This is a genomic window from Novosphingobium sp. AAP93, from assembly GCF_001296055.1.
Classification (GTDB): Bacteria; Pseudomonadota; Alphaproteobacteria; order Sphingomonadales; family Sphingomonadaceae; genus Novosphingobium.
In genome coordinates this window covers 1-13,131 of the sequence record NZ_LJHZ01000076.1, presented here as the reverse complement: position 1 = coordinate 13,131, position 13,131 = coordinate 1, and the positions used below count along the sequence as shown (strand labels likewise).

13 protein-coding genes are annotated in these 13,131 nt (G+C 65.5%); 4 read left to right on the top strand and 9 right to left on the bottom strand.

Annotated elements, in window-relative coordinates:
- Positions 1-43 precede the first annotated feature (43 nt).
- From IP83_RS12245 to hflX, 4 genes are all read left to right on the top strand, one after another.
- Positions 44-2,230 carry an ATP-binding protein gene (locus tag IP83_RS12245; RefSeq protein ID WP_231625030.1) on the top strand — a complete coding sequence of 729 codons (2,187 nt, stop codon included), beginning with the start codon at positions 44-46 and terminating at the stop codon, positions 2,228-2,230.
- A gap of 26 nt (positions 2,231-2,256) precedes the next feature.
- Complete coding sequence (locus IP83_RS12240; RefSeq protein WP_054122507.1) at positions 2,257-3,642, top strand: sigma-54 dependent transcriptional regulator; 1,386 nt, start codon at positions 2,257-2,259, stop codon at positions 3,640-3,642.
- Positions 3,643-3,867: 225 nt separating this feature from the next.
- Positions 3,868-4,443: an RNA chaperone Hfq gene (gene hfq / locus IP83_RS12235; protein ID WP_082364670.1), complete on the top strand. Its 576-nt coding sequence runs from the start codon at positions 3,868-3,870 to the stop codon at positions 4,441-4,443.
- A 23-nt stretch (positions 4,444-4,466) separates the two neighbouring features.
- Positions 4,467-5,804 carry a GTPase HflX gene (gene hflX / locus IP83_RS12230; RefSeq protein WP_054122506.1) on the top strand — a complete coding sequence of 446 codons (1,338 nt, stop codon included), beginning with the start codon at positions 4,467-4,469 and terminating at the stop codon, positions 5,802-5,804.
- On the opposite strand, the gene mazG is transcribed toward hflX, so the two are convergent.
- From mazG to IP83_RS12190, 9 genes are all read right to left on the bottom strand, one after another.
- On the bottom strand, positions 5,805-6,608 hold the full coding sequence (mazG, locus tag IP83_RS12225; protein WP_054122505.1) for a nucleoside triphosphate pyrophosphohydrolase: 804 nt from the start codon (positions 6,606-6,608) through the stop codon (positions 5,805-5,807).
- 56 nt (positions 6,609-6,664) lie between these two features.
- The gene (locus tag IP83_RS20260) at positions 6,665-6,835 is read right to left on the bottom strand and encodes a hypothetical protein (protein WP_156309696.1); all 171 of its coding nucleotides are present in this window, start codon (positions 6,833-6,835) and stop codon (positions 6,665-6,667) included.
- Positions 6,832-7,599: an MBL fold metallo-hydrolase gene (locus IP83_RS12220; RefSeq protein WP_054122504.1), complete on the bottom strand. Its 768-nt coding sequence runs from the start codon at positions 7,597-7,599 to the stop codon at positions 6,832-6,834. Before IP83_RS12220 ends, IP83_RS20260 begins: the two co-directional genes overlap by 4 nt.
- The gene (locus tag IP83_RS12215; RefSeq protein WP_054122503.1) at positions 7,596-8,372 is read right to left on the bottom strand and encodes a TatD family hydrolase; all 777 of its coding nucleotides are present in this window, start codon (positions 8,370-8,372) and stop codon (positions 7,596-7,598) included. Before IP83_RS12215 ends, IP83_RS12220 begins: the two co-directional genes overlap by 4 nt.
- Positions 8,372-9,934 carry a methionine--tRNA ligase gene (gene metG, locus IP83_RS12210; protein WP_054122502.1) on the bottom strand — a complete coding sequence of 521 codons (1,563 nt, stop codon included), beginning with the start codon at positions 9,932-9,934 and terminating at the stop codon, positions 8,372-8,374. Before metG ends, IP83_RS12215 begins: the two co-directional genes overlap by 1 nt.
- Before the next feature lie 36 nt (positions 9,935-9,970).
- The gene (locus IP83_RS12205) at positions 9,971-10,933 is read right to left on the bottom strand and encodes a DNA polymerase III subunit delta' (protein ID WP_054122501.1); all 963 of its coding nucleotides are present in this window, start codon (positions 10,931-10,933) and stop codon (positions 9,971-9,973) included.
- Positions 10,924-11,550 (bottom strand): dTMP kinase, encoded by a 627-nt coding sequence (gene tmk / locus IP83_RS12200; protein WP_054122500.1) that lies wholly within the window; start codon positions 11,548-11,550, stop codon positions 10,924-10,926. The genes IP83_RS12205 and tmk overlap by 10 nt, the downstream gene beginning before the upstream one ends.
- On the bottom strand, positions 11,547-12,725 hold the full coding sequence (locus IP83_RS12195; RefSeq protein ID WP_231625026.1) for a D-alanyl-D-alanine carboxypeptidase family protein: 1,179 nt from the start codon (positions 12,723-12,725) through the stop codon (positions 11,547-11,549). Before IP83_RS12195 ends, tmk begins: the two co-directional genes overlap by 4 nt.
- Positions 12,726-12,764: 39 nt before the next feature.
- Positions 12,765-13,131, bottom strand: a 367-nt coding sequence (locus tag IP83_RS12190) for an SPOR domain-containing protein (protein WP_197274354.1), incomplete at its 5' end; no start/stop codon positions are given.

Sequence of the window (13,131 nt, the reverse complement as noted above, 5' to 3'; positions counted from 1 at the left end):
CATGCGGCGCTCTCCCAGGTGGTATCGCCGCCTGCTGGTGACCATGCGCCGCGCCAACGTATTCCTGCTGCTGGAAATGACCGCGGTCATGGCGCTTGCGCTGATGGTGTCGGTCACCTGGATGGCGCTTTCGACGAGCGGCAATACCAACCAGCTGCTGCCTTCGCGCCTCACTGCCAGTTTGCTGATCGGCACGCTTGTTCCGGCGATGGCGCTGATCGTCCTGATCGGTCGCCGTCTGGCTTTGCGTCGCGCGGCGCGCAGCGTGCTGGGCAGCAGCGGCCGGCTTCACGTGCGGCTCGTGTGGCTGTTCTCGCTGATCGCGGCGATCCCGACCCTGCTGGTGGTGGTGTTCGCCTCGCTGCTGTTCCAGTCCGGCGTCGAGTTCTGGTTTTCCGACAACTCGCGCGGCATGCTGGAGAACGCCAACAGCCTCGCGCGCGGGTACTATGCAGACAAGTTGCGCGATGTCGGCAACGAAAGTGTCGCCATGGCCGGCGACTTGCGCGACTACCTCGGGCAGGCGCCGATCACCAGCCAGGACTTCGCCGAGGGTTATTCGTGGCAGGTCATCAACCGCAAGCTCAACGAATCCGCCCTGATCGAGCGTGGCCCGGACGGGACCTTGCGCACGGCCGCCATCGTCGATCCCGCCCGCAGCGAACAGCGCGAACGCGTGACCCCGGCCGAGCTGGCGCGGCTTGACGGCGGCGAGCCTGTCGTCGTGACCGCGTCGGCCGCCCGGATCGAAGCCGTCACCCCGGTCGACCGCCAGCGCGGCATCTACCTCTACGTCGCCCGCAATTCCGATGCTCTGGCGCTCAATCAGTGGCAGCGCGCGCAGAGCGTGCTCAAGGCTTATGACTTCCTCACCCGCCGCGCCCGCGCGCTGCAGCTGCGCTTCAATATCGCACTGCTGGTGATCAGCCTCATGCTGGTCGCGCTGGCAGTCTGGGTCGCGCTGCGCTTTGCCGACCGGCAAGTCGCCCCGCTGGTCGAGCTGGTCTCGGCGGCGCGCAACGTCGGCAGCGGCAACTTCGCGATGCGCGTGCAGCCCGGCAACGGGACCGACGAGGTCGGCCTGCTTGCCCGCGCGTTCAACCGCATGACCGCGCAGCTCGAAGCACAGACGCAGGCCCTAGTCAGCGCGAACGCCCAACTTGCGGTTCGCCGCGCGTTCATCGAAGCCGTGCTGGAATCGATCACCGCCGGGATCGTCTCGGTAGACCGCGAAGGCAGTATCCGCCTCATGAACAGTTCGGCGCAGGCGCTGCTCTATCCCGCGCGTGAAGACGATGTCGCACGCGATCCGGTCGGTGCGCCGCTGGCGGACGTCGCCCCGCAGCTGGCGCAGTTCGTCGCGGGCGGCGAGCGCAGCGGCGTGGTCCACTATGCGCAAGGCGGCGATCTGTTGACGCTTGCGGTCAAGGTCACCGCGGACCGCAACGGCCACGTGATCACCTTCGAGGACATCACCCGCCAGCTGCTCGACCAGCGCCGCGCGGCCTGGTCCGACGTCGCGCGCCGCATCGCGCACGAGATCAAGAACCCGCTGACCCCGATCCAGCTCGCGACGGAGCGCCTCAAGCGCCGTTATCGCCGCCAGATCGAAACCGACCCGGAACTGTTCGAGGAACTGACAGCGACGATCATCCGACAGGTCGGCGATCTCAGGCAGATGGTCGACGAGTTTTCCTCATTCGCTCGCCTGCCCAAGCCGGTGTTCCGTCAGGAAGATGCCAGCGACCTCGTCCGCCAGGCCCTGTTCCTGCAGGAAGTGGCACACAGCGACATCACCTTCACCTTTGATGGCGAGGCGCAGGTTCCCGTTGAGGCGGACCGCCACCAGATCGGTCAGGCCATGACCAACGTGCTCAAGAACGCCATCGAAGCGATCGAGCAGCGCGCCAAGGCCGAGGACATCGCCTATCGCGGCCGGATCGCGGTGAGCCTTGTCGCAGACCGTCATGCCGTCACCGTGACCGTGGCCGACAACGGCGTCGGCCTGCCGGCAGAGCGCGACCGCATTCTCGAACCCTACATGACGACGCGCGAGAAGGGCACCGGGCTCGGCCTCGCCATCGTCAACAAGATCGTCGAGGAACACGGCGGCGCCATGGCGTTTGCTGCCAATGAAGCCGGTGGCACTTCGGTGATCTTGCGCCTCGCGCGCAATCCGATGGCCGCCGAAGTTCCCGCCGATACGCCCACGGTTCCCGCCAACAGCTAGATCAGACCCTCAGGACCACCCGACCAATGGCACTCGACATCCTCATCGTGGACGACGAACGCGATATCCGCGAGCTTGTCGCCGGCGTGCTCAGCGACGAAGGCTATGGCTGCCGCACGGCGGCCGACAGCACCGCGGCGCTGGCAGCAGTCGACGAGCGGCGGCCGAGCCTCGTTCTCCTTGACGTCTGGCTCCACGGCAGCCCGATGGACGGCCTCGAAGTGCTTGACGAGATCAAGAAGCGCGAGCCGGAATTGCCGGTCATCATCTTCTCGGGTCATGGCAATATCGATACCGCCGTCTCCGCCATCGGCCGCGGCGCGATGGACTTCCTCGAAAAGCCGTTCGAGGCCGAGCGCCTGCTGCTCCTTGTCGAGCGCGCGACCGCCACAGAACGCCTGCGCCGCGAGAATGCGCGCCTCAGGCAGGGTCTCTCGATGGCCGACGGCTTCACTGGCAATTCGAGCGCGATCAATGCCGTGCGCGCGACCCTGAAGCGCGTCGCCAATACCGGCAGCCGCCTCCTCATCACCGGTCCTGCCGGTTCGGGCAAGGAAGTCGCCGCGCGGCTGCTTCATTCGTGGAGCCCGCGTGCCGACCACGCCTTCGTCACCGTCAATTCCGCGCGCATCACTCCCGAACGCTTCGAGCAGGAGCTGTTCGGCGAGGAGATCGACGGCAAGCTGGTGCGGGCAGGGCTGCTCGAGATGGCCGACGGCGGCACGCTGTTCCTCGACGAAGTCGCCGAGATGCCCGCCTCCAGCCAGGCCCGGATCCTGCGTGTGCTGACGGAGCAGTCGTTCGTGCGCGTCGGTGGCCACCGCCAGATCCGCGTGGATGTGCGGGTCGTCTCTTCCACCTCGCGTCCGCTGGAGAAGGAAATCGCCGAGCGGCGGTTTCGTGAGGACTTGTACTATCGGCTCAACGTCGTGCCGGTCTCGATCCCCTCGCTGATCGAGCGGCGCGAGGACATCCCGGCGCTCGCCGACCACTTCTTCTCGCGCTATGCCAACGAGCAGGGCGTGCAGCCGCCTGCGATCTCGCCCGAAGCGATAGCGGCGATGCAGAGCTACGATTGGCCGGGCAACGTCCGCCAGCTGCGCAACGTGGTCGAACGCACGATCATCCTCGCCCCGCGCGAACGGCTGACCCGGATCGATGCGGACATGCTGCCGGCCGAAATCGTCACCACACGGCTCGGCGGCGATACCAGTACGTCGGCGCTGATGGGCGTGCCGCTGCGTGAGGCACGGGAGAACTTCGAGCGCGAGTACCTCAAGGTCCAGATCCGCCGCTTCTCCGGCAATATCTCGAAGACCGCGAGCTTTATCGGCATGGAGCGCTCGGCGCTGCACCGCAAGCTCAAGCTCCTTGGCATGGCCGAGCGGCGGGAGGACGAAGAGCTGGACTGAGCGCCAATTCGTTACGTAACTGGGCGCTTAACCTATTTTGCCCCTGTACGAAGCTGCGATCCTAACTTAGGATCATGCCCGCTGACCGGCTGTGGCGCCGCGCGAAACCTAGATCAGATTCGGCCTTGGGCCGTTGAAGAAAAGGGTGAGTGCGGGCCCTGCCAGATCGTGTCTGCCTTCCGCGAGGAAATCGGGCACCAAAAAACGAAAGGAAAACACCTCAAAATGAACGGTAGAACCCTCTCCGCGCGCCCGCGCACCAAGGTTGAACCAACTCCCGCAGAGGAAGCCGCCGCACCACCACCGGTGGCGCTCGTTGCAGGGAAGGGGCAGAACCTTCAGGACGTGTTCCTGAACTTCCTCCGCAAGAACAAGATCCCTGTCACGATGTTCCTGGTGAAGGGCGTCAAGCTGCAGGGCATTGTCACCTGGTTCGACAACTTCTCGATCCTCCTCCGGCGCGACGGCCAGTCGCAGCTGGTCTACAAGCATGCGATCTCGACGATCATGCCCGGCCAGCAGCTCGCGGCGGCCCATTTCGCGCCCAGCAACGACGATTCCTCCAAGAAGCGCCTGCTGCAGGACGTGTTCCTCTCCAGCGTCCGCGATGCCGGCGTACAGGTGACGATGTTCCTGGTGAACGGCGTAATGCTGCAGGGCCGCGTCGCAGCCTACGATCTGTTCTGCATGCTGCTGGAACGCGAGGGCTATGTGCAACTCGCCTACAAGCATGCCGTCTCGACCATCCAGCCTGCCGGTCACGTCGACCTGTCCGGTGAATGGGACGGCGAGGCGAACTGATTGAAACCCAAGGCCGAATCTGAATGAGCCAATTCGAATTCGGCCGTGAGACCGAGCTTGTCGGGGAAGTCACGCGCGGCGCCCGAGCCGTCGTCGTGCTCCCCGACTTGCGCCAGAAGGGGGGGCTTGATGCCGATTCCCGACTGGAAGAAGGGCAGGGCCTCGCACGCGCCATCGGTATTGACGTCGTTGACGCCTTTGCGCTCCCCATTCGCAACGTCCGCCCCGCCACCCTGTTCGGCGAAGGGCAGGTGCAGAAAATCGGCGTGGCGATCAACCAGTCCGATGCCGAACTCGTCATTGTCGATGGTGCACTGTCCGCGATCCAGCAGCGCAATCTCGAGGACAAGCTCGAGCGCAAGGTGATCGACCGAACCGGGCTGATCCTCGAAATCTTCGGCGAGCGCGCCGCGACGGCGGAGGGCCGCCTGCAGGTCGAACTCGCGCACCTCGATTACCAGGCCGGTCGCCTCGTGCGCAGCTGGACCCACCTTGAACGCCAGCGGGGCGGCTTCGGCTTCCTCGGCGGCCCCGGCGAAACGCAGATCGAGGCCGACCGCCGCCTGATCCGCGGCCGCATGGCGCGCATCCGCCGCGAACTCGAGCAAGTCCGCCGCACCCGCAGCCTCCACCGCGAACGGCGCCAGCGCGCACCTTGGCCGGTGATCGCACTGGTCGGCTATACCAACGCAGGAAAATCCACACTGTTCAACCGGATGACCGGTGCCGACGTGATGGCGCAGGACCTGTTATTCGCCACGCTCGACCCGACGATGCGCGCGATCCGTCTGCCGGGGCTCGACAAGGCGATCCTGTCGGACACGGTAGGGTTCATCTCCGAATTGCCCACCCAGCTTGTCGCCGCCTTCCGCGCGACTCTGGAAGAAGTCACGGCGGCTGATGTCATTGTCCACGTGCGCGATATCGCCAATCCCGCGACCTCGGCGCAGAAGATCGAGGTCGAGGAGATTCTCGCAGATCTCGGGGTGATCGGGGAGGGCGGCAGCCTCGTCCCCATCATCGAAGCGTGGAACAAGTGGGACTTGCTCCCGGAAGAAGACCGCGCGATGCGCCGCGACCTGATCGCTGCCGGCGTGCCAGACCGCAGGGTTGTCCCGATTTCGGCGCAGACTGGCGAGGGTGTCGACGATCTCGTCACACTTTTGAGCGACTTGCTGACGGGCGGGGCGCAAGTGCTCGAACTCGCGCTGCCGATGAGCGAAGGGCACAAACTCGCCTGGCTCCATGCCCACGGTGAAGTCCTGTCGGAAACCGCAGGGACCGACGCGGCGGGAGCGCCTGTGCAGCGCCTCACGGTCCGGCTTACGCCTCGCGAACTCGGGCGTTACTCTCGTATGTAATCAGCGCTCGGCGGTCTTGACCTGTTGCCAGAGCGCTTCCTGCTCGTCGAGCGAGAGCTTCGGAAAGTCGTCACCTGCTAGCGCTTCCATGGCCCGAAACCGCCGCTCGAACTTGGCGTTGCCGTGGCGCAGCGCATCTTCCGGCGCAATGCCATAACGGCGCACCAGATTGACCGCCGCGAAGAGCAGGTCGCCCGCTTCATCAAGCTTTTCGGCTTCGGTCTCGGCGGCGTCCAGCTCCGCGATTTCCTCGATGACCTTGGCGCGCGGGCCTTCCGTATCCGGCCAATCGAAGCCGACCCGCGCCGCACGCTTCTGCAGCTTCTCCGCGCGCATCAGCGCGGGGAGCGCCAGCGCGACGCCGTCCAGAGCACTCGTTGCGCCCTTGGCTTCACGCTCGGCGGCCTTCTGTGCCTCCCAGCGCACTTCGCGCGATTGGCCCTGATCGGCTTCGTCTCCGAAGATATGCGGGTGCCGCTCGGTCATCTTGTCCGAAATCGCCTGCGCTACCGCATCGAAATCGAATGCGCCAAGTTCCTCGGCCATCCGCGCATGGAACACGACCTGGAGCAGCAGGTCGCCCAGTTCCTCTCGCAGCGCAGGAAGGTCCTCGCGTTCGATCGCGTCGGCAACCTCGTAGGATTCCTCGATCGTGTATGGCGCGATGGTCGCGAATGTCTGCGCGACATCCCATTCACAGCCGCTGTCCGGATCACGCAGCCGCGCCATAATCGTGAGCAGCCGCGCAATCCCCGATGCCTCGGGCGCTTGCGCAGCGGGGGAGACCTCGGGTGAAGCGCTCATACAGCTCGATCCTTGAGTTCGATAATATTTATTATGTTAAATGAAGCCTGGGCCAGTCAGCGTCGAAACCCCGCAAACGCGACTGCCACGGCGAGAATGATAACCACCCACGCCCCCGCCATCATCATGCCCGACGAAAGCTTCAACCCGCGCAGCCTGCCGTTTGCCAGCACGAGCACCAGCGCCATCACGATCCCGATCACGGCGACCACCTTGTCGGGCGTCACAGCTCGATCTCCATGCCATCATAGCCCGGCTCGACATGCGCCGGTGTCTCGTCGCAGAGTGTCCGGTAATCCATGCTCTTGTCGAGATGCGTAAGCACGGCGTGTCCGGCCCTGCATGCTTCGATCAGTTCGAGCGACATCGCCAGATGCGCATGCGTCGGATGCGGTTGCCGCCGCAAGGCATCCACCACAAGCACGTCAACACGGTCGAACAGCGCGACCATTTCCCCGGTAATTGCACTAAAGTCCGTCGCATAACCGATTGATTTGCCATCTTGATCGAAACGGAAAGCAGTCGTCTGCGCAGGGCCATGCGGCATCTGGCAATGCGAAACGCCGATCCCGGCAACCATCCGCACACGGTCCAGGTTATCGAGATTGCAGATCGTCGGATAGCCATGTTGCCCGGCAAAGACATAACCGAAACGCTGGCGCAGCCGTCGCACCGTCTCGTCCGCCGCATAGCCCGGGATCGGCGCACCGCGGCCCATGCGCAGCGGCCTGAGATCGTCGATGCCATGCGTATGGTCGGCATGGTCATGCGTCCACACGACACCATCGATGCGCCCAATACCTGTCGCCAGCAACTGGTGCCGAAGATCCGTCGGCGTATCGACCAGTATGCGCCCGCCATCGGCGCCTTCCACCATGATGGCCACGCGCGTCCGCCGATTGCGTGGCTCCTCCGGGTCGCAATCGCCCCAGTCATTGCCGATGCGCGGTACGCCGGTCGATGTTCCGGAACCGAGGACGGTGAGCTTCATGCCCACGCCTTGGTGAACAGGCGGAAGAAGTTCGCTCCAGTCTGCTCGGCCAGCGCTTCCGCGGTTGTCCCCCGCAAGTTCGCGACAAAGGCGCAGGTGTCGGAAACAAACGCGGGCTCGCAGACCTTGCCCCGATGCGGCACCGGCGCGAGGAACGGTGCATCGGTTTCGACCAGCAGCCGGTCATCAGGCACTTCGGCAGCAAAGGCCTGCAAGTCCTTGGCATTCTTGAACGTGACAATGCCAGAGATCGAGATCGTCAGCCCCAGATCGAGCACCCCGCGACCGAATTCGGCACTGGCGGTAAAGCAATGGATCAGCGCCGGAAACGCGCCGTTGGCCATTTCCTCGCGAAGAATTCGCAGTGTGTCATCCTCCGCATCGCGCGTGTGGATCACGATAGGCAGGCCGGTTTCGCGCGCCACGCCGATATGCACGCGGAACAGGTCCTGCTGCACCTGCCGGTCCGAATGGTCGTAGTAGTAGTCGAGCCCAGTCTCGCCGATCGCGATCACTTTGTGGTCGGCCGCAGCCTGCCGCAGCGCCTCTGCGCCGAGGTCGGCGTGGGCGTCGGCCTCATGCGGGTGAATGCCGATGCTGGCCCAGACGTCCGGCTCGCGGTGCGCCGTGGCAACCACGGCTTGCCATTCGCTCTGCCGCGTCGAGATATTGAGGAAGCCCTGCACCCCGCGCGCCCGCGCCCGCGCCAGCACGTCGGCCTGCGTTTCGATCAGGCCCTTGTAATTGAGGTGGCAATGCGAATCGATCAGCATCAGCCGGCCTCGTCCTCTGCGAGTTCGAGCCGCGGGAATGCCGGGCTCGGCGCGGCGAGCCGTTCGCCGGTTGCCACGCGCGCAAGAAACCAGTCCGCCTTGGGCAGTGCCGTGATGCCGCGCTCGTCACCCGGAATCCCAAGCTGGTCCAGCACCTTGTCGGCCGCAGTTGGCACAACCGGACGGATCGCAATGGTCAGATCGCGGATCGCCATGAACAGCGTCATCAACACGGCGCGCATCCGCTCGGGTTCGCTCTTGCGCAGTGCCCAAGGCGCCTGCTCGTCGACATACTGGTTGCAGGCGAACACGGCGCGCATCCACGCGTCGATCCCGGCCGAGAAGTTCAGCGCGGCGAACTCGCGCGGCAGTTCGTCGTGGCAAGCCTCGAACACGGTCGCAAGCAGCTTGTCGTCGGCTTCTGCGCTCGCAAACTTCACCAATTCACCGTCCATGTTCTTGAAAATCATGGAAAGTGTGCGCTGCACCAGATTGCCGTAACTGTTGGCAAGCTCGGCATTGCAACGCGTGACGATGGCTTCGGGGGAATAGGATCCGTCCTGCCCGAACACCACATCGCGTATCAGGAAGTAGCGCAGCGTATCGACCCCGAAGCGCTCGGCGAGTTCCAGCGGATCGGTCACATTGCCCAGCGACTTCGATTCCTTCTGCCCCCGGTTGAGCAGGAAGCCGTGGCCGAAAACCTGCTTGGGCACCGGCAGGCCAGCGCTCATCAGGAACGCCGGCCAGTAGATCGTGTGAAAGCGCACGATGTCCTTGCCGATCAAGTGCAGATCGGCAGGCCAGTATCTCGCGTAATCGCCTGTTTCGTCTGGGAAACCGAGGCCGGTGATATAGTTGGTCAGCGCATCGACCCACACGTACATGACGTGACTGTCGCTGCCCGGTACCTTGATGCCCCAGTCAAAGCTCGTGCGCGAAACCGACAGATCGCGCAGCCCCTGGCTGACGAACGCGATCATCTCGTTGCGGCGGCTTTCCGGGCGGATGAAGTCAGCGTTCTCGCGGAACAGCGCCAGCAGCGGTTCCTGGTATTTCGAGAGGCGGAAGAACCAGCTTTCCTCAACCGTCCATTCGACAGGAGTGCCCTGCGGGGAGAGCTTCTCTCCCCCTTCCCCGTCGATCAGTTCGCTCGCGTCGTAATAGGCCTCGTCGCGCACCGAGTACCAGCCCTCATAGCGGTCAAGATAGAGGTCACCGTTCGCTTCCATCCGCCGCCACAGCTCTTGCGTGGAGACATGATGGCGGGGTTCGGTAGTCCGGATGAATAGGTCGTAATCGACATTGAGAGCATCAGCCATCGCAATGAAATGACTGGTCATTTCGTCAGCCAGCTCGGCGGGCGTGATGCCGAGTTCGCGCGCCTTCTGGGCCATCTTCAAGCCGTGCTCGTCGGTCCCGGTTTGGAAGCGCACGTCGCGGCCCATCGCCTTCTGGAAGCGCGCGATGACGTCGGCGGCAATCGCCTCATAGGCATGGCCGATATGCGGCTTGCCGTTGGGATAGCTGATCGCGGTCGTGATGTAATAGGGCTCGCCCATGGGCTGCGATTGTCCTTGGCTGATGGGAGGCCGATCTCAGGCCGCGTTCTCCCTAGTGCGCGCCACCGATGCCAGCAAGCCGCCGATTTCCAGAAGCAGCAGCGCGGGTTCGAAGTTGTAGGTCGGCGCTTGCCCGGCGAGCGCCGCCAAGGCGGCATGTGCCTCGACGATCCGCAACCGGGCCGCATCGTCGCTGCGCGCCATGGCGGCCACCAGCACACGGCGCGCGACCTCGATAGCTGCCAGCAAACGCTCGCGATCAGGCCGCATGCCGAGCGATGTAGACAGCTCCCCGCGCAGTGCCAGGTCCGGATCACCCTCGGCCACCAGCCGCGCCATGATCTGCCACGCGCCGCCGAGGTCCATTTCGGCAAAGGCAAGGGCCGTACCGGGCGCGCCGCTTCCCGCCGCGATGGCCGCTTCAAGCGCGCCGCCGCTGAGCTCCGGCGCTGCCTCCCGCAATGCCCGCGCCATCTCCTCCGGCTCCAGCGGATGAAACCGCAGTACCGTGCAGCGCGAGCGCACGGTGGGCAGGAGCCGCCCGATCTGGTGCGTCACGAGCAGGAAGAACGTGCCTGCCGGCGGCTCCTCAAGGCTTTTGAGCAGCGCGTTGACGGCGCCTTTTTCAAGGTCGTCCGCGGCATCGATGATCACCGCGCGGCGCGCCCCCAATGTGGGCCGCGTCACCAGACGCCGCTGCACGCCGCGGATCTGGTCGACGCTGATATTGCGCTTGCGCGTATAGGCCTTGCCCTCGTCGCGCTTCTTGGCCTCGTCCTCGTTGCTGGGCAGCGGCTCGAGTACGTGGATATCGGGATGAACCTCGGGCGCAGGTTGGGGCACACCGGGTTCGGCAACCAGTTCTGCCGCCGCCGCGCGCGCAAAGCTCGCTTTGCCGAGACCTTCGCGTCCTGCCAGAATCCAGCCGTGGTGCATGCGCTGTCCGGCCTGCGCCGCGCGCCACACGCGCCACGCCTCCTCGTGCCCGATCAGCCGCATCGGCTGTCCACCGCTGCCAGCACGCGCGCATGAACCTCGTCCGGCACGCCATTTGCGGCGATCACGGCAAAGCGCTCCGGCTCCGCTTCCGCAAAGCGTCGGAAAGCGGCTGCCACCCGGGCATGGTAGTCCTCGGCGCGGCCGCCGATCCGATCCATCGCACCTGCATCGCGCTCCGCCACCCGGGCGGCCGCCTCGGCGGGATCGAGCGTCAACAGTACCGTGCAATCGGGCAGGAGCCCCGCGCTTCCGATCCGGTGGAGCGTGAGGATGTCGGCGTCCTCCAGTCCGCTGCCGCCCCCCTGATAGGCTCTGCTGCTGTCGAGATAGCGGTCGCAGACAACCCACGCGCCGCGCGCCAGCGCCGGTCGGATCAAGGTCTCGACATGGTCGGCCCGCGCCGCCGCAAACAGCAATGCTTCTGCCCTTGCCCCCCAGCCTGGCCCGTCCTTGTCGAGCAGCATGGCCCGGATCGCCTCGGCGCCCGACGTTCCGCCCGGCTCGCGGGTGGTGACGACGTCGAGCCCCCTTCCCCTGAGCGCCTCGGCCAGCAGACGGCTCTGGGTCGATTTGCCGACGCCCTCCCCGCCCTCGAAGACGATGAAGCGGCCCGTCATTGCCCCAGCATCGCCAGCAGGCCATTGCGCAGCCGCGCCAGCGTGCCTGCCTCCGGCACCGCCTCCGCTGCCACCAGCGGCAGGCGCGTCTCGCCCTCGCCCGGCACGCGCACGACGAGGCTGGCGACTTCATCCCCCTTGGCAATCGGCGCGCGCACCGGACCCTTGTAGCGCAGGCTGAGGGAGTACCGTGCATTCTGGCCACGTGGCAGTGTAAGCGCGAGCGGATGTGGCGCGACGAGCCCGACGCTGCGCGCCTCGCCGCCCTGCACTTTGGCAGTGCCAATCTTCGCGCCTGCCGCGAAAAGCGGATGCTCTTCGAAAGCCGCAAAGCCCCATTCCATGAAATCGCGCGCCTCTCTCGCGCGGACCCTGCCGTTGTCATAGCCGCCGACGACCATCATCAGTCGCCGCCCGCCCCGGATCGCCGAGCCGACAAGGCCATACCCCGCCTCGTTGGTGAAGCCCGTCTTCACCCCGTCCGCGCCTTGCACATGGCCGTAGAGCGGGTTGTGGTTGGGCTGCTCGATGCCGCGAAACGACAGCCTCTCGTGTCCGTAGAAGCGGGCATAGAGATCGGGGTGCCGCGTGATCAGCGCCGTGCTCAAGGTGGCGAGATCGGCGGCGGAGACGTAGGTATTGCCCTCGTCCATCCAGCCGTTGGCGGTGTTGTAGTGCGTGTCCTTGAGGCCAAGTTTTTTTGCCTCGGCGTTCATCAGCTCGGTCCACGCACCGACGCTGCCAACCGCGCCTTCCGCCAGCACCACGCAGCCATCATTGGCCGAGACGGTGACAATGCCTTCGAGCAGCTCGGCCACCGAGGTATCGCTGCCATCGGCCAGGAACATCGTGCTGCCCACGCGGTGCCACTGCTTGAAGGCGTCGTGGCTCATCGTGAAGCGCTGGTCGAGCTTGAGCTTACCCGCTTTGATAAGCTCGAAAGCGACATAGCTCGTCATGATCTTGGTGAGCGAGGCGGGGACGAAGCGTCGATGCGACTGGCGTTCGAACAGCACGCGGCCGCCGTTGACATCGATCAGCAGCACGATGGGGGCCGAAACCTGGGGCATGGCCAAAGCGGCTTGCGGCGCTGCTGGTGCTTCAGGCGCTGCCGCATGCACGGGCAGTGCGGCCAGCGCGGCGATAACGGCGGCGGTCAGGGTCCTCGATGGCAAGCGCGGGTCCTCTGCTGATGCGGGACCGCGCCGACCTTTCTAGTCGCGCACGATCCGGGCACCCGCATAGCCCGCGGCGCGGGCCTTCGCCAGTCCGCGCTCTGCCTCATCCCCGGCGGAAAACGGCCCGCTGCGCACGCGCCATAGCGAACCTGCCTGAACCATCGACCCGCCTGCCTTGCGCGCCGCCGCTTCGGCATTGCCGCGCTGCGAGAAAGCGCCGATCTGCACGTAGTATCGACCTGCGACCGCGGCGGGACGCTTGGGCGGCTCCGGCGGCGCGGCAGGCTTGGGAGCGGTTGCTACCTCAGCCTTTGGAGTCGGCTTCGGCTGCGGCTTTGGCGTCGGCTTTTCCGCGATCGTCACGGCGGGCTTGGCGGGTGCAGGCGGCTTGGGCGCACCCGCC

What these genes read in the sequence shown, in the direction of transcription:
- IP83_RS12245 (WP_231625030.1), top strand. Translation starts at nt 44, where the DNA reads ATGCGCCGCGCCAACGTATTCCTGCTGCTGGAAATGACCGCGGTCATG.
- IP83_RS12240 (WP_054122507.1), top strand. Translation starts at nt 2,257, where the DNA reads ATGGCACTCGACATCCTCATCGTGGACGACGAACGCGATATCCGCGAG.
- hfq (WP_082364670.1), top strand. Translation starts at nt 3,868, where the DNA reads ATGAACGGTAGAACCCTCTCCGCGCGCCCGCGCACCAAGGTTGAACCA.
- hflX (WP_054122506.1), top strand. Translation starts at nt 4,467, where the DNA reads ATGAGCCAATTCGAATTCGGCCGTGAGACCGAGCTTGTCGGGGAAGTC.
- mazG (WP_054122505.1), bottom strand. Translation starts at nt 6,608, where the DNA reads ATGAGCGCTTCACCCGAGGTCTCCCCCGCTGCGCAAGCGCCCGAGGCA.
- IP83_RS12220 (WP_054122504.1), bottom strand. Translation starts at nt 7,599, where the DNA reads ATGAAGCTCACCGTCCTCGGTTCCGGAACATCGACCGGCGTACCGCGC.
- IP83_RS12215 (WP_054122503.1), bottom strand. Translation starts at nt 8,372, where the DNA reads ATGCTGATCGATTCGCATTGCCACCTCAATTACAAGGGCCTGATCGAA.
- metG (WP_054122502.1), bottom strand. Translation starts at nt 9,934, where the DNA reads ATGGGCGAGCCCTATTACATCACGACCGCGATCAGCTATCCCAACGGC.
- IP83_RS12205 (WP_054122501.1), bottom strand. Translation starts at nt 10,933, where the DNA reads ATGCGGCTGATCGGGCACGAGGAGGCGTGGCGCGTGTGGCGCGCGGCG.
- tmk (WP_054122500.1), bottom strand. Translation starts at nt 11,550, where the DNA reads ATGACGGGCCGCTTCATCGTCTTCGAGGGCGGGGAGGGCGTCGGCAAA.